Genomic DNA, 18,942 nt, shown 5'->3' on the forward strand with positions numbered 1-18,942 from the left:
CACTCCACGCGAGTGTTTATTAGCAGAATTATCAAAGTTATCGTTGGCTGCTAAATAGAGAATAAAATTGAATAACACATGAATTTCAATAAGTGGCTAACTTGCACTTGAAATTTGGGCAACCGAATTAACGAGCAGGGTGACTAATTATGCAAAATATTTTACTGAAAATACGTTATATCTTTCAGTAAATAATTCTGATATCGATCTAGTATTAAGAGAAGAAACGCTTGGAATAGAGTTTCTATTCACCTTAGTATTCCAAGTATTGGCTAATGAATGGGCGTTGCAAACTGGATTCAATCCAGATTGCAAGGTTCATGAGAATTTTTTCAAATTTGTAGGAACGAAAGATTAGGAGTTGTAGACAATGTCACTTAAAATTGCGATTATTGGCGCTGGAAGTGTTTATACACCGGAAATTATCGAAGGACTAGCCCAAAACAAAGAAAAATTACCAGTTACAGCGTTGACACTAATGGATATTAATGAAGAGCGATTGGAAATCATGTACGATTTCTTGAATCGTTACAAGGCCTATCATCATCTATCATTTGAAATTCGGCAAACGACCGATTTGGTAGAAGCAGTCAAAGGTCAGGATTTCATTTTGACTCAGATTCGAGTCGGAGGAAATCAGGCTCGAATCAACGACGAAAAAATTCCTTTGAAATATGGAGTGATCGGTCAAGAAACCACAGGCCCAGGGGGATACATGAAAGCCTTACGAACGATCCCAGCAATTTTGGAGATCGCTCGAGCGGTTGAAGAGTATAACCCGAATGCATGGTTAATCAACTATGCCAACCCAACAGGAATTCTAGCCGAAGCTGTTAGAAATTACACAAAAACTAAATTTATTGCTTTGTGTGCTGGAGGGATGCGGCCAAGAACTTGGGTGGATTGGGCACTTGGAGTGAACTATAAAGATGTGAAGTATGATTTTGTTGGACTGAATCATATGAATTTTGCCTATAACATCCGTGTGGACGGCAAAAAGCTATCGAAAGAAGAATTCGACAAAGTGGCTGATATTCATGGAACGGTCGCACCCGACCTGATCAAACGGATCAATGCACTACCAAGTCTTTACTGTCAGTATTACTTCCACAGAGATAAGAAACTTGAAGAATTGAAGAATGCAGAGTTGACTCGTGGCGAGGTGGTTCTAGGCTTAGAAAAAGATATCTATGCAGCTTTAAAGAATCCGGATCAGCATGACAAACCCGAAATATTGAAGAATCGTGGCGGGGGAGGCTACAGTGAATTAGCTCTTGAAGCCTTGTCTGCTATCTACAATGATGAGGACATGTGGGTTGTAGCCAATGTGAAAAATGAGCGAGCTATCAGTTTCTTGCCATATGATGCCTCCGTTGAAACACCATGTGTTCTGAATAAAAACGGTATAACTCCGCTAGTCCAAAATAATATTCCTGAAGGGGTTTATGGCCTGGTTTCAGCCGTTAAAAACTACGAGAGCCTCGTGGTGAAAGCGGCAGTCGAAGGGGATTATGGAAAAGCTTTGCAGGCGATGGTTGCTCATCCTTTAGTTGGTGACTATGACATTGCTAAACCCATGCTGGAAGAAATGCTAATTGCAAACAAAGAGTATATTCATCCAGGTCTGCTTAGAGAAGTTGCTCAAAAAATTAATTGATCAACAGTGAAGTTGACACAAATATCAAGCCAAGTGATGGTAGGTTTGCCATCGCTTGGCTTATTTATTTGTCGATTTTCTTTCAATATTGAAAAATAATTTTGCTGTCATAAATAGAGTTAAATTATTCTTTTTTAAAATATTGTTGACAAAGCATGAGAATCATCGTATGCTGTATATGAAATCGATACCACAAGGCGGTGAAATATTGGCAACTATCAAAGATGTCGCAAAAAAAGCAGGCTTATCAGTCTCAACCGTTTCTCGCTATTTGAATCACCATCCCTATATCTCTGAGGATAAACGCAAACGGATTCAAGCGGCGATGGCAGAATTGGATTATACGCCCAGCTCGGTAGCTACTCAACTACGTTCAAAAAAAGGAACGATGATCGGTATATTAGTTTCACGGATCGCCAATCCATTCTTTTCGCACTTAGTTGACGCGATTGAAAAGAATGCCAGATCCCATGGCTATAACGTTTTGGTCATGCAGACCTACGACGATAAGAAGGCGGAGACCAATATGTTGGAGATGCTGAAGCAACAGGTCATCGCTGGTTTGATTATGTGTTCGATCGAAGGGGACCCGAAAATTATTGAAGCTTATCGTGAATACGGTCCGATCGTTCTATGTAATGAACAAATTCCTGGATCGGATTTGCCGCAAGTTTTTACGAACCAAGAAGCGGCGAGCTTTGACGCGACCGAATACCTAATCAATCAGGGCTATAAAAAAATCGCCTATTGCACAGGGGGGACGTTGACCCGCGGCGGACACGGGAATTCTCGAACTGAAGGGTTTGAACGAGCGCTGAATACGCACCGGCTGCCAATGAAAATTGATTGGATCTTTAAGCAAGTGCACACGGTCGACGATGGCAGGCAGGTAGCCGACAAGCTGCTCTCGCTACCGCAGGAAAATCGGCCTGACGCGGTATTTACCAGCAGTGATGAAGTCGCCAGCGGCATATTGGAAAGCTATTTAGCAGCTGGCAAGAAAATACCAGAAGACTTAGCGATCATGGGCTTTGATAATCATCCGTTTACGAGTATGTTGGCGGTTCCGTTAACGACCATCGCACAGCCAGTTGAAGCATTAGGGCGAGAGTCAACGAATTGGTTGATCGCTCGAATGGAAGAAAAGGATTATCAACTAGATACTTCTGAGTTGGAGCTACAATTGATTAAACGAAAATCTGCTTAAGCGGATTTTTCTTAAAAGCAATATGGTATCGATACCACAAAAGGAGAACTTATGATGGAAATGATTTTAAAGGAAAAACAGTTATTGGACGAGGAACAGAATTTTTGGAAAGAGGAAGTCGTTTATCAGGTGTATCCGAAAAGCTTTTACGATAGTGACGGTGATGGGATTGGTGATATTAAGGGAATCACCCAGAAGCTGGACTATCTAGCGGAGCTGGGGGTGACGATGCTATGGATTTGTCCAATTTTTACCTCGCCAATGGTTGATAATGGGTACGATATAGCCGATTATAAAGGTATACAAGCAGAATTCGGCACGATGGAGGATCTCACTGAGCTGATCGAAGCAGCAAAAGTCAAAGGCATCAAGATAATCCTTGATTTGGTCGTGAATCATTCTTCTGATGAGCACGCGTGGTTCCAAGCCGCTTTGGCGGATACTGAAAGTCCTTATCGCGACTACTATATTTTCAAGTCAGGTGAGGCGGGGAATCCGCCGAATAATTGGCGCTCGATCTTCGGTGGCAGTGTTTGGGAGCCAGTGCCAAATGAAACCGATATGTATTATTTCCATACTTTTGATAAGAAGCAACCGGACTTAAACTGGGAAGATCCGGCGCTGAGACAAGAAATCTATGAAATGATCAATTGGTGGTTAGAGCAGGGAATCGCGGGTTTTCGGATCGATTCTATTACATTTATTAAAAAAGATCAGGATTATGGTGATGTCGAACCAGACGGCAGCGATGGCTTAGGCAGTGTGAAGCTTAAAACTAGAAATCGTCCTGGAATAGAAAAATTCTTAGCAGAATTAAATCGTGAAACTTTTCAAAAATATGACTGTGTCAGTGTCGGTGAAGCGCCAGGTGTACCTTATGATCAATACGATCAATATATTGGTAAGGACGGCTATTTCAATATGATCTTTGATTTCCATTATGCGGATATTGATGTGGAAAACGGCAGTGAATGGTTCCGTCAGACCAACTGGCAGCCGCAGGATTTGAAGGAATTGTTGTTTAAGAGTCAAAAGGCGATTCAAGACAGTGGCTGGGGTGCTAACTTTATGGAAAACCACGATCAGCCCCGCTCGTTATCAAAATATATCACTGATAAAAATTATCAAAATGAGATCGGTGCGAAGGCTTTGGGAACCTTATTCTTCTTCCTGCGAGGGACTCCGTTCATCTATCAAGGACAGGAAATCGGGATGAAAAATTTCCAACGAACAACGATCGAGGATTTCAACGATGTATCTAGTATCGATAATTACCATCGCTCGATTATGGAAGGCTTTTCTGAAGAAGAGGCCATGAAGTTTGTTAACCAGCGCTCTAGAGACAATACGCGGACACCGTTTCAATGGGATGCAACGGAAAATGCTGGCTTTAGTCCATCGAACAACGCTTGGTTGAAGCTGAACGGCGATCAAACCGAAGTGAATGCGGCGGATCAGGTACAGCGACCCGAGTCAATCTTTTCCTTTTATCAACAAATGATCTACCTGCGTAATCATTCTAGCTATCGCAATACGCTGATTTATGGAAAATTTTCGCCATTAGAAACAGCGGATGCGGTGATTGCTTATGAACGTTCGGGAGAAGAAACGCTTCAGATTTTTGTCAATCTAAGCAATCAAGAGCAGAAAATCGCAGCCGCAGGTGAAGTACTATTGAACAATTATCATGAATTGACAAAACAACATGACGCACAAATCTTAAAACCTTACCAAGCCGTTGTAATCAGAAAGGGTGGCAATCATGACTAAAACAAACTATCAAGAAATCGCTGAAAAACTTGTCGCAGTCGTAGGAGAAGATAATATCGTTTCCGCTACGCACTGCGCGACCCGTCTACGCCTGCAAGTAAAGGATCGTAAAGCCATTGATGACAGTCAAGTAGAGCAGGTGGAAGAGGTCAAAGGGGTTTTCTATAATGCGGGACAATATCAAATTATTTTAGGTACAGGGATTGTCAATAAGGTCTATGCTGCGCTGCAAAAGACCTACGCTTTCAATGAAGTATCGAAGGATCAAATGGCAAAAGACGAAGCTTCGCCGTTGCAACGAGCTGTTCGGAATATTGCCGATATCTTTGTTCCAATCATCCCGATTCTAGGAGCGACAGGTCTCTTCTTAGGGCTAAAGGGCGTGCTCTTCAATGAAACCGTTCTTCGTGCAATGGGACTGACGCCGAATAGTATTCCCGAATGGTTGAGTGCGTCGGTGACTGTTTTAACCGATACGGCTTTCGGCTTTTTAACCGCTTTTATCTGCTGGTCTGCGTTTAAGAAATTGGGCGGATTACCGATCATCGGCTTTTTGATCGGGTTGATGCTGGTTTCTCCGGCTCTACCAAATGCTTATGCAGTAGCAGGTGGAACGGCAAAACCAATTATGGCTTTCGGAATAATTCCATTAGTTGGATACCAAGGTTCAATTCTGACTGCGCTGATCACTGGGATGATCGGGGCCACGCTTGAGAAGAAATTACGGAAAATCATGCCCAATGCGATGGATTTGATTTTTACACCGTTTGTCGTAATCCTTGTATCTGTCTTTGTTGCCTTGTTCGTATTAGGTCCGATCGTACATGCGTTTGAAGGACAAGCGATAAAAGTCATTGAAATGTTCCTACACTTGCCATTGGGGCTTGGCGGCCTGATCATTGGTTTCTTATATCCGATTGCGGTCATGACAGGGATGCATCATATGTTCATCATGATCGAAACCTCCTTGATCGCCACCACGGGCTTTAATCCTTTAATCACCGTTTGTGCGATGTATGGTTTTGCCAATGCGGCAGTTTGTTTGGCAATTGCGTTAAGAACGCGAAATGCTTCCGTGAAAACGGCTGGAATTTCGGCCACAGTCACGCAACTCTTGGGTGTCAGTGAACCGGCATTGTTCGGTGTGGTGATGCGGACAGGAATGAAAGCGATCTTAGTCATGTTAGGAAGTTCCGCAGTCGGCGGCATGGTGCTATCTTTGTTGGGGATTCAAGCCAATAGCTATGGATTAGCGGTTCTATTGTCACCACTGATGTATATCTATGAACCGTATCAAGTCATCACGTATGTACTAGTAGGCATCGGAACCTTCATTCTGGCCTTTGCTTTAACGAACTTTTTCGTGATCAAAAAAGAAACGAACGCTATTTCTGCAAAAGCACAAGGGAAAAAGACAACTGATAAAGTCTATTCACCGATCGAAGGCGAAATTATTCCAATTTCGGAGGTGAACGATCAGGTTTTTGCCAGCAAAATGATGGGCGAAGGCTTTGCTGTATTGCCAAGTAACGGCACAATCAAGGCCCCTATATCTGGTGTGGTGAAAATGATTGCTCCTACAAAACATGCGATTGGTATCGTAACGGATGACGGTTTGGAGCTCCTGCTGCATTTAGGCATCGATACGGTAGAGCTAAATGGGGAGCCTTTTAGCTTGAAGATTAAGGAAGGACAATCGCTGCAACAAGGGCAGGTCATCGGCACGATTGATCTAGACTTGATCGAAGCCAAAGGCAAAGACGCAACCGTCATGGTGATCATCACCGATTCAAAAGAGGCGATCTCAGGCTTGGAATACAATCAGGATTATGTCTCGCCGATTTTAGGATCATAGGTGAAAACGATGGAATGGACCCAAGAAAATCGCTATCGCCCGTATCATGAATGGTCAAACGAACAGGTGAAGGAATTAAAAACAAAGATTGCCGCTTCGTGTTGGCGATTAAACTATCATATTCAACCAGAAACCGGGTTACTAAATGATCCCAATGGATTCAGCTATTTTAACGGGAAATGGCATTTGTTTTATCAGTCGTTTCCCTTTGGCGCCACTCATGGTCTAAAATCATGGTTCCACATCAGCTCAAAGGACTTGGTTCACTGGGAAGCGGAAGGCCTGGTGTTAGAACCGGATTCTGACTATGATTCTCATGGTGTTTATTCCGGAAGTGCGTTGCCAGTAGAGGAGAAACTCTTTTTAGCCTATACCGGAAATGTCAGAGATGAGGCTTGGGAGCGGCATAGCTATCAATTGAGTGCTTGGATGAACAGCGAAGGGACTATTGACAAAGTAGAAATACCGATGATCCCGGAACCACCAAGCGGTTACACCGCACATTTTCGCGACCCGCAAATCATCCGTTACAAGGATGCATATCTCATGGTGATCGGGGGACAAACAGTCGATGAACGAGGACACATACTCGTTTATCGAAGTAAAAACTTAGTCGATTGGACTTACCTCGGACCACTAGAGCTTAATCAAAATCTTGGCTTTATGGTGGAATGTCCTAATTTGCTTTTCATTAGTGGCAAGGTAGTTCTGCTGCTCTGTCCACAGGGCTTAGATAAGAGTGTACTCGAATATCAAAATGTTTATCCGAACACTTATATTTTGGCAGATGACTATTTAATAGAAGGAAATCACCTGAAGAATTCCACTCAGCAGCAATTATTAGACGAGGGCTTTGATCTCTATGCCACTCAAGCATTCATGGCGCCTGATGGTCGCTGCTTAAGTGTCGGCTGGATCGGATTACCGGAAATGGACTATCCCACATTTGATGAGAGCTGGGCACACAGTTTGAGTTTAGTCAAAGAGCTTACACTAAAAAAGGGAAAGCTTTATCAATATCCTGTTTGTGAGACGAAACTATTAAGAAAAGCCAGAGAAGATTTTGTTTTAGAACCGACGAAACAGCTGCGAAAGTCGACCAATAATTGTTATGAACTACAGCTAACAATTCCTGAAAATTGTCGTGGTCAGGTTCAGCTGTTTTCAGATAAGACAAGCAGCTATGCGTTAATTTTGAGCTACGATACTGAAAAAGGAATGATTCAGTTGGATCGCAGTAAAACCCACTGTCCGTTGAATCCAGCCTTAGGTGAAATCCGAGAAAGTCTGATAGCTCCGGGTGAAGCGGTGAAGCTCTCTATTTTCATAGACCAATCGACCTGCGAAATTTTTATTAATCAAGGGGAGAAGGTTTTGACTGCGAATTATTATCCAGTCGAGAATCAGAGGGAGCTAGTAGTCGAAGGTACTAAGAATATCCACATAACCTACTACTCATTAGAAAAATAAAACAAGCGATGGTTGAGTGAGTTCAATCATCGCTTATTTTTAGTTCTCAATAAATCTTTTTAAATGCTTGGCGGTATAAGATTTCTTACACTCTAAAAGCTCTGGTAAATAGCCCTGAAACAGAATTTCACCGCCGTTCATGCCTCCGCGTGGTCCCATATCAATAATCCAATCTGCTTGACTAATCATCGATAAATTATGTTCCAAGACGATCAGGGTCTTGCCATTTTCTTTTAACTTGTCTAACAGCTTGAGTAAACTTTTAATGTCACTTTCATGCAAGCCAGTACTAGGTTCGTCCAAGATAAAAATTGCTGAGTCTAGCGAATCTCTATGCAGCAGCATGGTTGCGATTTTTAAACGTTGTCGTTCTCCGCCTGATAAAGTATCTAGACTTTGTCCTAAGGTAAGATAGGCCAAATTTGCTTCAATTAAGACCTTTAGCGTATTCCTGATTTCTGGAAGAGCGAGCAGTTGATGGGCTTCCGCGACCGTCAGTTGAAAAAGTTCATTAATCCTAAAGCCCTTCCAGCTATAGGACAACGCTTCTTCATTGTATCTCTTTCCATGACATTTTTCGCATTCTTGCCGAACATCCCCCATGTAAGCTAAGTCATAGTTGATATACCCTTTACCCTTGCATTCAGGACACGCACCAGCGCCGTTGAAGGTGAATAGAGAAGCTGGTTTTCCCGAAATTTTGGCATATTCTTGCCGGATAACATCAAACATTCCAAGATAAGTCAATAAATTGGAGCGATTGCTTCCACGGATAGGCGTCTGATCGAAGGCAATTGCTTCTGGATATTTTTCCATAAAAAGTTTTCGAATCAAGGTACTCTTACCAGAGCCTGCTAAACCAGAAACTACCGTTAATGCACCTTTAGGAAGCCGGACTGATTGTTTCTTAATATTGAAGGCACTGACATTTTCCAAGGTATAAAACGCTGAATACTCTTTCTCTTGCAAGTTAAGCTGGTGAGGTTCATTTAAAGATTTTGCAGTCAATGTGTCGCTAGTTAAAAAGTCGGTGTAGCTTCCTTGATAGGTGATTTGGCCGCCCTTTGAACCTGCGCCAGGCCCTAGATCAATAATGAAATCGGCCAGCTTGATAATATCTGGATCATGATCAACCAAAACGACGGTATTACCTTTTTCTTTTAAACGTGAAAAAATCTTGTTAATTCCAATAATATCTTCAGGATGCAAACCAACACTGGGTTCATCGAAAATATATAACACATCGGCTAGTGAACTATTTAGGTGCTTCGTCATCTTTAGCCTTTGGGATTCGCCTCCGGAAAGTGTACTAGTTGTTCTTCCAAGAGTTAAATAGTCTAAGCCAACAGATATCATTGTTCTCAATCGGTTCTTCAGATCAATTAAAATCGTTTCTACTTGCTTATTGGTGATCGTGTCTAAAAAGGCAAGTAGATCTTGAATCGGCATGTTGACACAATCCGCGATGGATAAATCGTTGATTGTTGCCGAACGAACAAGTGCATTCACCCGTGTACCTTGACACTCAGAACACACTACGGTTGTGGTCACTCGATCGATATCCTTTTGGTATTGTTTTGCGCCTTTTTCAATCACGGTTTTTTGAATACGATTAATTACTCCGGTATAAAGCCCCGTTTTAGGGAATTGATCGGTAGCATTCACCGGTTTACTGCCTTTATCGTAAAGTAGCCTTTCCAACTCAGCAGAAGAGAAGTCTTTTATTTTTTTATGATTGTCGAAATAACCCGATTCGGTATACCGAGTCAAACGCCAGCCGCCTGGTTGGAAAGTAGGGAAGCAGATGGCGCCTTCAGCAAGGGAACGATCAAAATCAATCAGCTTATTCAAATCAAAGGATAAACATTTCCCCGTTCCCTGACAGCTTTGACACATGCCCGCTGGATGATTAAAAGAATAGATCATAGAATAACCAATAAAAGGCTGAGCGATTCGGGAATAAAGTAAACGCAGGGAAGTGTAAATATCCGTAGCGGTGCCTACCGTAGAGCGGATATTTCCGCCGATCCTTTTCTGATCGATCACGATTGAGACTGGAGGATTTTCGATTTTATCTACAATTGGGCGTTCATAGTGGGGAAGCATTTGCTGAAGATAGCTTGAGTAAGTCTCGTTCAGCAGGCGCTGAGACTCGGCGGCCAAAGTATCGAAAACCAAAGAAGACTTTCCTGAGCCAGACAGACCAGTCACGACCGTGATTTTTCCTTTTGGGATAGCGACAGAGATATTTTTCAGGTTATTACTTCTGGCACCGAGAATCGTGATCGTCTTCGTCATTGCCTTCGCGTCCTTTCTTCTTCAAGAGCAAGGATCAGTTTATTCGCTAATTGGGTAAAAAGCTGCTGTTCTTCTGAAGAGAAATTCTGAGCGGCAGTTTTGTAGAGAAATGTGTGACCAGCGTCAACCGTTCGAAGAAATTCCATACCTGTTTCAGTCAGGCTGGTTAATAACCCCCGTCCATCTTCTTGGCTAACTACTTGCGTAACATAGTCTTTTAGCTTTAGTTCTTTAATGACCTTGGAAAATTTTGACGGGCGAATGTGCAGCTGTTCGGACAATTGGGAAGGGGAGGCTGGGCCTTTTTGCCGCAGCAAATTCAAAATATCGTATTGCAGCCATGAAAGTCCGTTGGGATTGACTAGATTTCGTTCAGCGACCAGCTCACATTGTAGCTGGATCAATGCAGTTTCTAAATCAGACATGATAATCACCTCGAATAATTTCTATTTGGAAATTATATCTGATTTAAAACTAATTATCAAATGAAAAGACAAAATGATTAATTTGCTTGTTGGTTGTAAGGGAGAGAGTACGGGATCTGTCATGGATTTTTTGGTTGGTTGATACACTATGAGGTTTTCAGGTGAAAATTGATGAGCAAGGGGCGCATTTGTTTTAGAAGATCGGATAATCTCTGCTGCCTGTGATGGAGAGAGATTCCCTGACTCTAGTAGGTATTGAAATAACCGAGAGCATCGGGGATATCGTTGCCAAAGCTGCGGAGAAGAATCCGGCATCTGGACTTGAAAATGCGAGTATTTCTAAAGCTGTTTACAAAGATGGAAAATGGAAGCTCAAATCATCGGTTTAAATATCTGATGATAGAATCAAGAGCAAACTAAAAAAGGCACTACAAATGACAAACGAGATTTCGACTCCTTTGAAATAGGAAGAGTCGAAATCTCGCTTGTATTATTCAAAAGTTTTCTTTACTGCTGTTTCATGTTGTTGGGTATATTTATCAATTTTACGGTCGATCTTATCCAAATAGGCTTGGGTTTGTGCCAATTGTCTCTCAACTTCTTTTTTATGCTCAGTAAAAAAATCAAGTCGTTTTTCATAGGTTGGATCGCTATCCATTGACCATTCGACAAATTTTTTGATATCGCTTAATTGCATCCCGGTATTTTTTAAACAAGTGATAATTGAGAGAAATGCCAAATCCTCCTCTTTAAAGTGGCGGCGACCGTTTTTATCGCGAGCCACAAATGGCAACAATCCCTTTTGATCATAAAATCGTAGCGTATAGGTACTGAGTCCGGTCTTTTTTGAAATATCACTGATTTTGTAGCCCATCTTTATCCTCCTACTTGAGTCGTTCTTTTCTTATTTTACCAGATGAGCACCAATTACGAGCGACAACATTTCAGAAGCGCTTGAATTTCTGGATTCGCGATTTTTTGTATTAGCCTGTCAAATTCAACCTCCGTTAGGCAAATGCCCAAATCTTCGAGAGACGTTGGTAAGTGGAGTGTTTGGAAAAAATGTTCCACTGCATGAATTCCCTTCAAAGCCGTTTCTTTTTGACAGCTGCTGGGATCGACAGCTAGGACATTCTCAGCGAATAAGGCAAAACGATCAAGCTGATCCCGATAAATAGAGCGTGCCCAAGTTGGCCAAGCGATGCTTAAAGCGGCTGTTTTGGAAAGACCCAAAGACTGACTAAGCTCATGCGTCATTTTTTGAACAGGGGCGTTGTGAACAGATTGTAATTGAGGTGAGTATCCGACCATATCCAAAACGGATAGGGGGTCTAATTGGCTTACCTGATTAAGCTGGATCTTTAAAGTCGTGTCCATCAGCTCGCGAAGTAACGCTTCAGTTAGTCGGTCAGTGATTGCAGTATGTTGATTACTTGTCAGATAAACAGTCGCCAGCTGCAAAATAAGCTGGACATTATTTGAAAGGAAATGTTCCTTCGCACTATTGATAGAGTTAATAGTAAAAGTTTTTCTTAAAGAATCTTCTTCGGTTTGTGGGTGATGCAAAGATAGGTCCATTGAAAACACTCCTTTTTCTTTTGTATAGATTCAGCTTAGTACTTCGAGTGCACTGTAAGTCAATAGGAAAACGAAAATAAATGAAACTGGGTGTTTGACATTTGCGGAAAAAGCGATATACTGAATGTAGTTAGCCGGCTAATTACATTTCGAGGAGATGCTTATGGAGAATTTTACTTTCAATGATCGTCCAGATAATCAACGGATTCAAGTAACGATTGATCAATATGCGAAACAATCGGATTCGATCATCGCTTCATTGTTTTTGGATTTTCAGTGGACGTATCGTGAAATGCAAAAGGCTTATGATGCCGTTTTGGAGCAGTATGGACTTTCAGAATCAAAATTCATTATTTTGATGTTTTTGGAACGCGCCGAAAAACATTCGTTGATGCCATCGGAATTGGCAGAAAAACTGGGAGCCTCTAGAGCAACGATCACCAAACTGGTCAATAATATGGAGCGGGATCAGCTGATTCGTAAAGTTCCGTCTGCATTAGATAAGCGTGCAGTCCAAGTCCAGATGACAGAAGCAGGAGAGAAGTTGTTAGCGAAATTTCTGCCGAGAAATTTCGAAGTGACGAAAACCTTGCTGGGACAATTGAAGCAAGATGAAATTGAACAATTTTTTTATCTATTGGATAAGATCAAGCAGGGAACTGCCAATTTAAACAAAGAAATGGAGTAATCGAACATGAATGAAAAGAAAATTGAATTATTGGAAACCTATTTAAGTTTATACATCAACCACTTCGTCGTCTTAGAAAATATGGATAAGGAAGACTCTAAATATGTGGTTTTAGATGTTCGCAATGCGCCTGCACAGGTCAAAAAGGATCAAATCAAAGGCGCAATCGCCATGCCTGCTAAAGATTTAGCCAATCATTTAGCCGAATTAGATAAGGAAAAAACTTATGTAGTTTACGATTGGACAGGCGGTACAACTTTAGGAAAAACCGCTCTGTTAATCCTTCTATCAAACGGATTTGAAGCGTATGAATTAGCAGGAGCGCTTGAAGGCTGGAAAGGCATGAATTTACCAATCGAGGCACTATAGTTTCTAATCAAAAATCCTTTCAATCAACGGATGCTGATTGAAAGGATTTTTTTCTAACTCGCAGATTGTTCTTGTTTCATCTGATTCAAAGCTAAGAAATAATCGGGATAGGTCCAGCCGTTTCGAGGTTGGAATTTGACTATTTTTTCGGCATCCATTTGTTCGATCATTTGCAGCTGTTTCAACAATCTTCGCTCATCTAACTGGGCATAGGCGTAGGGATCGATAAATGAAACAAAATAAAATCTTAGTTTTAAGCGATTTAAGTATTGAAGTTGATGCATGAGCGGGAGACTTAGTAGCAGAATATCCCCAGACAGCTCTTGAATCACTTCTTCGTCAAAGGTCACGACCTCCACTTGGATGGCGAGACCTTCTTTTTCTATGCGTTCGTTCAATCGCGAGACGAGTCGATCGGTAATACTATTGCTGCTTTTTTCTTTGAGAATCGTCAGCTTATTTAGTTTGGCCATTTTCGTTCATCCTTTCCGATGGAATGAAAAATTTGTGTCGGACAATTTCACCACGAATTTACCATAATACCTCGAGTCCACTGGAAGTCAATCAAAACGCAGGAGAAAATTTTATTTGCTCAACATTCTACTGAGTTTTGAAGCCGACTGCGAACAATAAAGCTATCTGTGTTCTTTGAATTCATCATAGCAGCTGATACAATGACTTTAAATACATCGGGAACAAACGGAAACAGCGTTCCAAAAAAGAGCAAATCTATGTAAACAATTTTGAAATGCTGTTTCACAGAAGAAGGAGGGAATGACAATCCTTTTACAAGAAAAGCTAGAAACGTACCCCTTTACCAATAGTGAGCAACCTGTGATCAATTATTTAGTCGAACAACAGCGCAATATTCAACATCAAACGACTGCCGAGATTGCGGCTGCGACGTATTCCTCGAAATCCACGCTTGTCCGAATCGCAAAAAAGTTGAATTATTCCGGCTGGACGGCTTTTAAAACTGCCTACATCAAGGAGCTGGACTATTTAGACAGAAAGATTTCTTGTATTGATGCGAATTATCCGTTCACTAAAAAAGATTCGCTGCTGTCGATCGCCAATAAAATTGCTCGCTTAGAAATGGAATCGATAGAGGATACGCTTTCTCTAATTACTCATGATGATTTGCGCAAAGTAGTGAATATCATTTCGAAGACTTCTTCCGTTCATCTTTTTGCCGCTAGCAACAATCTGCTGGTTGCCCAAGAATTTTCCCATCAAATGAGTCGCATTGGGAAAACCGTACAGATCCATGCACTTCACGATGAAATCTTCTTTAATGCTTTTCTGGCAAAATCCGATTCCTGCGCGCTAATCATTACTTATTCAGGTGAAAATGAGAGCCTTTTGCGAGTCACCGAGTTATTGACGGAAAAAAGAATCCCGCTGATCACCATCACCAGCATCGGTGAGAATTCCACCTCGCGTCAAGCAGATGTGGTCCTGAGGTTATGTACACGGGAAAAACTGTATTCAAAAATATCGACTTTTTCTACAGATGCAGCGATCAATTATCTTTTGAATGTGATTTATTCTTGTGTTTTCGCTTTGGATTATGATCGGAATGTGGAACTGAAAATTTCTGCATCAAGAAGATTAGAAAAAAATCGTTCATCCGACTCAACAATTTTAAGAGAATAGGAGGAAATGCTCTATGGCAAAAATTTTGATGGTCAATCTACCGTACGCGGGACATACAAATCCAACGCTGCCATTGACCAAGTGTTTGGTGGAACGCGGGCATGAAGTCGGTTATATTCATGCACCAGAGTGGTGCGATAAAATCGAGAAAACCGGAGCGAACTTTATTCCTTATCTTGATTACCCAGTTGGCTTGTCTGAGCAGCAAAAGAAACGCTGTTGTTTTCTAGCCGCTTTTCAAACAGTGATGGCTATCGGAAAAAACTATGATCTCTTGATTTATGAGATGCTGTTTTTTCCAGCCAAGCGACTAGCAGATCGTCTAGGTATTCCCAGTGTTCGCCAATTTTCGCAACCAGCCTGGAATCAAGAAGCCTTTCAAAGCTTATCTGGCTCGTCCAAAATGTTCCTGCTTTCAAGCCGATTGATTGGTAAACAGCTAATGAATTCTTCCGCCGCACGAGCAATGAAGATGGAAGAATTAAAAATGGTTGATTCTGTCATAAATGATGTGCCAGAACTTAATATTGTTTACTTACCCGATTTTTTTCAGCCTATGCGCTCGACCTTTGATCAGCGTTTTATCTTTGTACCGCCAGCGTTTGTTTCACATCAGCCAAGTGATGTCTCTATTCCTTTTGATCAAATGACCGGTCCGATCATTTATATCTCTCTAGGAACGATCATCAGCAGCAAGCGATTTTATCGAAAATGTATCGCAGCCTTCAAAAACAAATCCGTTTCGGTGATCCTTTCCACTGGAAAAGTTGATCCGCAGACATTAGGCAAATTGCCGGCGAACATTTATGCCTATCCTTTTGTTCCTCAATTAGAGGTGCTGAAAAAAAGCGCTTTATTCATCACTCACGGCGGTATGAATAGTGTATGTGAGGCGATGACCTATGGCGTACCAATGCTTGTTTTACCTGTATTGAATGATCAGCCGATTAATGCCGCTCAGGTTACGGCCTTAAAAATCGGAAAACGGTTGAATTTCTTACGAGTATCAGCGAAAGAGCTGTCAGCTGAAGCTTTTGGGATTTTGAGCGATGATGAAATCCAAAGACAGTGTTTAGTTATTCAAAAGAAGTTGCAGTTCAGTATGAAAAGCTCGGATGCAGCAGCTGCGGTTGAGAAGTATCTCTCAAAAAAAACTCCGATCAATTAAATCGATTGATCGGAGGTGGGGTATCATTGCGGGGCTTTGCCATTCGCCCTATGAAGATATGGAATCCCTTTTACTTTATTCGGCTTTAAATTTTATTTGTGCTGCCGATTTCTATCAGATTGCCTTCTGGATCAAGTACATAGAAGTTGCGGATACCGAATGGGTAGGTAATCGGTTCGCCAGTAGGAAAGGTAAGTCCTAACTTTGAGAGACGCTCATACTCTGCATCCACATCAGCGTAGCTAGGCAACCAAAGAGCGAGTTCAAAAGTCTGATTTATTCCTTTCGGAGGAAAATAGGTTTCGTCGATGGCTTTGACAAATTCTTTTCTACTGTACATAAATAAAGACAACGCACCGCTAGCGGTAGTAAATTCTGCGAAGTCACCGCCATCCCATTCAGTCGCAAAGCCCAAAGTATCACGGTAGAAACGAACCATCGTATCCATCTAGCCAACTAACAAACCAGTCCCCACTTTTGCTGCTTTTCCAAGCATTTTAGCCACTCCTTTACTTTTTTAAAATCCAATTACTTTTCGTTTAATTATATCAGATAGAGATAGCTCAAGTGATTGAAGAATCTTCAGATAGTCAAGGTTAGCAGCTCTTTTTTCACTATTGAAATGCTATACTAAAGGAAAATAAAGAAGGGCAGATGTTCATGAAGATTCGTTACGTTCAAGAATCTGACAGAGCTTTTTGGTTTAAGCTGGACCACTATCTGTCAGAAAAGCAATTCGTCCAAAAGGTTAGGGATCAACAGGGATATGTTCTATTCGTAGAGGATAGAGCGGTGGGGCTGTTACGATATAATCTATTTTGGGATGAGCATCCGTTTTGTACGATGCTTCATGTGGCTGAGAAGTATCAGGGGCTAGGATTTGGAAAAGCTTTAATGGAGTTTTGGGAAAATGAAATGCGGCAGTTAGGCTATAAAATGTTGATGACATCGACGCAGGTGGATGAGGGCGCACAGCATTTTTACCGCAAATTAGGTTATCAAGATGCGGGAAGCCTATTACTTTCAATTCCTGAATATCAACAGCCGATGGAACTGTTTTTTATTAAAGAAGTTTAGGAGGAAGATTATGGATTGTCAAGGAACGTTGATTGCAGTGAAGGATATTGAAAAGGCGAAGGCATTTTATCTTTCTGTTTTTGGTTTGAAAGTGATGGTGGATGCTGGCGTACATGTTCAGCTGACCGGCGGGGTATCTTTACAGACGACAGGTAGTTGGGCAGACTTTATTTATAAGCAGGAATCAGACATTATTCTCGAGAATAATGCCAGTGAGTTGTATTTTGAAAGCGAAGACATGGACAGCTTTATTAAAATGTTGGAGGATCGGAAGGATATTATTTACCTTCATCCGGTCATTGAGCATAGCTGGGGGCAACGAGCAGTACGTTTTTATGACTTAGATAAGCATATTATTGAAGTAGCTGAAAAAATTACGATGGTGGTTAAACGCTTCATTGATTCTGGCTTGACGGTTGAAGAAACAGCGGAGCGAGTTGGTGTGGAGCCTCAGTATATTAAAGATATTTTGGATAAATCATAAAGAAGCTCATTGCGTTGCTGAAAACTGTCTAAAAATTAAGTACCAGTGAGTTTCTACGGAAGCAAAAATCATTCTATGGATACTTGCTAAAGAAAAAAGTGATTATGCTGATGCACTTTTAGAGAAAGCTGGAAAAACATCATGTTCTTATTGTACGGATGGGAGTCTATTCGGTATTTTTCAATGATTTTCAAAAGGCGGCATAGAGCACATTATTGAACAGGTGAAGACTATAATTTGAAAGCGTCTATAAGACTTGGAAGACTAATTTTTCAAGTCTTTTTTGGTGTTTCAAAAGTGTTACACCAGATGAAACACTACCCAATAATTGTTTCATTGATACATTCGAGCGTTATCGTATAGACGAATAAAAGGCTCAGATGATAAGGTAAAAATGTAATTAAAAGCGCTTGCAAAAAGGAAAGGAGAATTCGATGGAGACGAAAAAGAAATTAGGTTTCTTTTCGATTTTGGCACTGGCATTTTCGTCGGTATTTTCGTTGGAATTGATCTCATCGCAGGCAAAATTGGGACCGTCATTGATTTTCAATTTCATTTTTATTGGCTGTACTTATTTTTTATCTCACGGGCTCATTTGTGCCGAGTTGGGTTCAACGTATCCCGATCAAGGAGGCATCTATGTTTGGGTGAAACGAGCATTTGGCGATAAATGGGCAGCGCGGACGACTTGGTGGTATTGGCTGAATGTGGCAGGTTTTATTCCGGCAACCGCAGTGGTAATGGTCTCGATTTTGAAGGAGATGTTTCTGCCGAACTTGTCGGTTTGGGGCATCGTAGCAATCTGTATCGTCTGTGTTTGGTTTGTGGTGATTTTCAATTGTATTGATCTTCAAAAGGCCAAGTGGCTGCCGATCATCAGCTCTATCAGCAAAGTGTTCGTTACAGTGGTTTTGATCATTGGCGGTTTGTATTTTAGTTTTACTCACGGGCTGCAGCATTCTTTTACGGAGGCTGCGTGGCTGCCGAAAGTGAACATGGATTTTGTCATTTTAATACCCGTTTACGTTTATAGTGTGACTGGTTTTGATTTAATCAGCTGTTCAGCGGGTGAATTAGAAAATCCCAGTAAAAATGTTCCTAAAACGGTATTTCTAAGCGGCTTTTTTAACATTAAAGGAAGTATAACATTTTAAGCGGTCAAAGGATTGATACATCAATCTTTTGACCGCTTTTCATCTGGTCTTTTTCCTATTAAACTAGAGAGATGAAACCCAATATT

General features: G+C 41.4%; 20 protein-coding genes. 14 read left to right on the top strand and 6 right to left on the bottom strand.

Annotated features, from left to right (window positions below; translation table 11 throughout):
- Window positions 1–139 precede the first annotated feature (139 nt).
- From KQI58_RS21305 to KQI58_RS21330, 6 genes are all read left to right on the top strand, one after another.
- Entirely contained in the window at window positions 140–358 is a 219-nt protein-coding gene (locus tag KQI58_RS21305; RefSeq protein WP_216410954.1) for a hypothetical protein, read from the top strand.
- 12 nt (window positions 359–370) lie between these two features.
- Window positions 371–1,657 (top strand): 6-phospho-beta-glucosidase, encoded by a 1,287-nt coding sequence (locus KQI58_RS21310; protein WP_216410955.1) that lies wholly within the window; start codon window positions 371–373, stop codon window positions 1,655–1,657.
- A gap of 208 nt (window positions 1,658–1,865) precedes the next feature.
- A complete protein-coding gene (locus tag KQI58_RS21315) occupies window positions 1,866–2,864 on the top strand; it encodes a LacI family DNA-binding transcriptional regulator (protein WP_216410969.1) in 999 nt (332 codons plus the stop codon).
- Between the two features lie 54 nt (window positions 2,865–2,918).
- The gene (locus KQI58_RS21320) at window positions 2,919–4,634 is read left to right on the top strand and encodes an alpha-glucosidase (RefSeq protein WP_216410956.1); all 1,716 of its coding nucleotides are present in this window, start codon (window positions 2,919–2,921) and stop codon (window positions 4,632–4,634) included.
- Entirely contained in the window at window positions 4,627–6,489 is a 1,863-nt protein-coding gene (locus tag KQI58_RS21325; RefSeq protein ID WP_216410957.1) for a PTS beta-glucoside transporter subunit IIBCA, read from the top strand. Before KQI58_RS21320 ends, KQI58_RS21325 begins: the two co-directional genes overlap by 8 nt.
- 9 nt (window positions 6,490–6,498) lie before the next feature.
- Entirely contained in the window at window positions 6,499–7,959 is a 1,461-nt protein-coding gene (locus tag KQI58_RS21330) for a sucrose-6-phosphate hydrolase (protein ID WP_216410958.1), read from the top strand.
- Between the two features lie 39 nt (window positions 7,960–7,998).
- Here the strand turns inward: KQI58_RS21330 and KQI58_RS21335 are convergent, their stop codons facing one another.
- The gene (locus KQI58_RS21335) at window positions 7,999–10,257 is read right to left on the bottom strand and encodes an ATP-binding cassette domain-containing protein (protein ID WP_216410959.1); all 2,259 of its coding nucleotides are present in this window, start codon (window positions 10,255–10,257) and stop codon (window positions 7,999–8,001) included.
- Window positions 10,254–10,682, bottom strand: coding sequence for a MarR family winged helix-turn-helix transcriptional regulator (locus KQI58_RS21340; RefSeq protein WP_216410960.1), 429 nt, complete (start codon window positions 10,680–10,682; stop codon window positions 10,254–10,256). The genes KQI58_RS21335 and KQI58_RS21340 overlap by 4 nt, the downstream gene beginning before the upstream one ends.
- A 224-nt stretch (window positions 10,683–10,906) precedes the next feature.
- Here KQI58_RS21340 and KQI58_RS21345 point away from each other — a divergent pair, with 224 nt between their 5' ends.
- A complete protein-coding gene (locus KQI58_RS21345) occupies window positions 10,907–11,071 on the top strand; it encodes a hypothetical protein (RefSeq protein WP_216410961.1) in 165 nt (54 codons plus the stop codon).
- Window positions 11,072–11,172: 101 nt separating this feature from the next.
- Here KQI58_RS21345 and KQI58_RS21350 read toward each other — a convergent pair whose 3' ends face one another.
- On the bottom strand, window positions 11,173–11,556 hold the full coding sequence (locus KQI58_RS21350) for a MerR family transcriptional regulator (RefSeq protein ID WP_216410962.1): 384 nt from the start codon (window positions 11,554–11,556) through the stop codon (window positions 11,173–11,175).
- Between the two features lie 53 nt (window positions 11,557–11,609).
- Window positions 11,610–12,260 carry an iron-containing alcohol dehydrogenase gene (locus KQI58_RS21355; protein ID WP_216410963.1) on the bottom strand — a complete coding sequence of 217 codons (651 nt, stop codon included), beginning with the start codon at window positions 12,258–12,260 and terminating at the stop codon, window positions 11,610–11,612.
- Window positions 12,261–12,423: 163 nt separating this feature from the next.
- Between KQI58_RS21355 and KQI58_RS21360 the strand changes: the two genes are divergently transcribed.
- Window positions 12,424–12,948, top strand: a complete 525-nt coding sequence (locus KQI58_RS21360) for a MarR family winged helix-turn-helix transcriptional regulator (protein WP_216410964.1) — start codon at window positions 12,424–12,426, stop codon at window positions 12,946–12,948.
- Between the two features lie 6 nt (window positions 12,949–12,954).
- On the top strand, window positions 12,955–13,317 hold the full coding sequence (locus KQI58_RS21365; protein WP_216410965.1) for a rhodanese-like domain-containing protein: 363 nt from the start codon (window positions 12,955–12,957) through the stop codon (window positions 13,315–13,317).
- Between the two features lie 53 nt (window positions 13,318–13,370).
- Here KQI58_RS21365 and KQI58_RS21370 read toward each other — a convergent pair whose 3' ends face one another.
- A complete protein-coding gene (locus tag KQI58_RS21370) occupies window positions 13,371–13,790 on the bottom strand; it encodes a hypothetical protein (RefSeq protein ID WP_253296075.1) in 420 nt (139 codons plus the stop codon).
- Window positions 13,791–14,091: 301 nt separating this feature from the next.
- Between KQI58_RS21370 and KQI58_RS21375 the strand changes: the two genes are divergently transcribed.
- Window positions 14,092–14,973 (top strand): MurR/RpiR family transcriptional regulator, encoded by an 882-nt coding sequence (locus tag KQI58_RS21375; RefSeq protein WP_253296076.1) that lies wholly within the window; start codon window positions 14,092–14,094, stop codon window positions 14,971–14,973.
- Between the two features lie 13 nt (window positions 14,974–14,986).
- Window positions 14,987–16,141, top strand: coding sequence for a nucleotide disphospho-sugar-binding domain-containing protein (locus KQI58_RS21380; RefSeq protein WP_216410966.1), 1,155 nt, complete (start codon window positions 14,987–14,989; stop codon window positions 16,139–16,141).
- 85 nt (window positions 16,142–16,226) lie between these two features.
- Here KQI58_RS21380 and KQI58_RS21385 read toward each other — a convergent pair whose 3' ends face one another.
- The gene (locus KQI58_RS21385) at window positions 16,227–16,589 is read right to left on the bottom strand and encodes a VOC family protein (RefSeq protein ID WP_253296077.1); all 363 of its coding nucleotides are present in this window, start codon (window positions 16,587–16,589) and stop codon (window positions 16,227–16,229) included.
- 212 nt (window positions 16,590–16,801) lie between these two features.
- Here KQI58_RS21385 and KQI58_RS21390 point away from each other — a divergent pair, with 212 nt between their 5' ends.
- The 3 genes from KQI58_RS21390 (at window position 16,802) to KQI58_RS21400 (ending at window position 18,856) form a co-directional block, all read left to right on the top strand.
- Complete coding sequence (locus KQI58_RS21390) at window positions 16,802–17,218, top strand: GNAT family N-acetyltransferase (protein WP_216410967.1); 417 nt, start codon at window positions 16,802–16,804, stop codon at window positions 17,216–17,218.
- 10 nt (window positions 17,219–17,228) lie between these two features.
- Entirely contained in the window at window positions 17,229–17,702 is a 474-nt protein-coding gene (locus KQI58_RS21395) for a VOC family protein (protein WP_216410968.1), read from the top strand.
- A gap of 434 nt (window positions 17,703–18,136) precedes the next feature.
- A complete protein-coding gene (locus KQI58_RS21400) occupies window positions 18,137–18,856 on the top strand; it encodes an APC family permease (protein WP_253296078.1) in 720 nt (239 codons plus the stop codon).
- The last annotated feature ends 86 nt before the right edge of the window (window positions 18,857–18,942 follow it).

The sequence above is a fragment of the Enterococcus raffinosus genome, assembly GCF_018917525.1.
GTDB lineage: Bacteria > Bacillota > Bacilli > Lactobacillales > Enterococcaceae > Enterococcus_A > Enterococcus_A raffinosus_A.

Excerpts from the sequence above, each read along its gene's own strand:
- KQI58_RS21310 (WP_216410955.1), top strand. The coding sequence starts at position 371 with ATGTCACTTAAAATTGCGATTATTGGCGCTGGAAGTGTTTATACACCG.
- KQI58_RS21320 (WP_216410956.1), top strand. The coding sequence starts at position 2,919 with ATGGAAATGATTTTAAAGGAAAAACAGTTATTGGACGAGGAACAGAAT.
- KQI58_RS21325 (WP_216410957.1), top strand. The coding sequence starts at position 4,627 with ATGACTAAAACAAACTATCAAGAAATCGCTGAAAAACTTGTCGCAGTC.
- KQI58_RS21330 (WP_216410958.1), top strand. The coding sequence starts at position 6,499 with ATGGAATGGACCCAAGAAAATCGCTATCGCCCGTATCATGAATGGTCA.
- KQI58_RS21335 (WP_216410959.1), bottom strand. The coding sequence starts at position 10,257 with ATGACGAAGACGATCACGATTCTCGGTGCCAGAAGTAATAACCTGAAA.
- KQI58_RS21340 (WP_216410960.1), bottom strand. The coding sequence starts at position 10,682 with ATGTCTGATTTAGAAACTGCATTGATCCAGCTACAATGTGAGCTGGTC.
- KQI58_RS21345 (WP_216410961.1), top strand. The coding sequence starts at position 10,907 with ATGGAGAGAGATTCCCTGACTCTAGTAGGTATTGAAATAACCGAGAGC.
- KQI58_RS21350 (WP_216410962.1), bottom strand. The coding sequence starts at position 11,556 with ATGGGCTACAAAATCAGTGATATTTCAAAAAAGACCGGACTCAGTACC.
- KQI58_RS21355 (WP_216410963.1), bottom strand. The coding sequence starts at position 12,260 with ATGGACCTATCTTTGCATCACCCACAAACCGAAGAAGATTCTTTAAGA.
- KQI58_RS21360 (WP_216410964.1), top strand. The coding sequence starts at position 12,424 with ATGGAGAATTTTACTTTCAATGATCGTCCAGATAATCAACGGATTCAA.
- KQI58_RS21365 (WP_216410965.1), top strand. The coding sequence starts at position 12,955 with ATGAATGAAAAGAAAATTGAATTATTGGAAACCTATTTAAGTTTATAC.
- KQI58_RS21370 (WP_253296075.1), bottom strand. The coding sequence starts at position 13,790 with ATGGCCAAACTAAATAAGCTGACGATTCTCAAAGAAAAAAGCAGCAAT.
- KQI58_RS21375 (WP_253296076.1), top strand. The coding sequence starts at position 14,092 with ATGACAATCCTTTTACAAGAAAAGCTAGAAACGTACCCCTTTACCAAT.
- KQI58_RS21380 (WP_216410966.1), top strand. The coding sequence starts at position 14,987 with ATGGCAAAAATTTTGATGGTCAATCTACCGTACGCGGGACATACAAAT.
- KQI58_RS21385 (WP_253296077.1), bottom strand. The coding sequence starts at position 16,589 with ATGGATACGATGGTTCGTTTCTACCGTGATACTTTGGGCTTTGCGACT.
- KQI58_RS21390 (WP_216410967.1), top strand. The coding sequence starts at position 16,802 with ATGAAGATTCGTTACGTTCAAGAATCTGACAGAGCTTTTTGGTTTAAG.
- KQI58_RS21395 (WP_216410968.1), top strand. The coding sequence starts at position 17,229 with ATGGATTGTCAAGGAACGTTGATTGCAGTGAAGGATATTGAAAAGGCG.
- KQI58_RS21400 (WP_253296078.1), top strand. The coding sequence starts at position 18,137 with ATGGAGACGAAAAAGAAATTAGGTTTCTTTTCGATTTTGGCACTGGCA.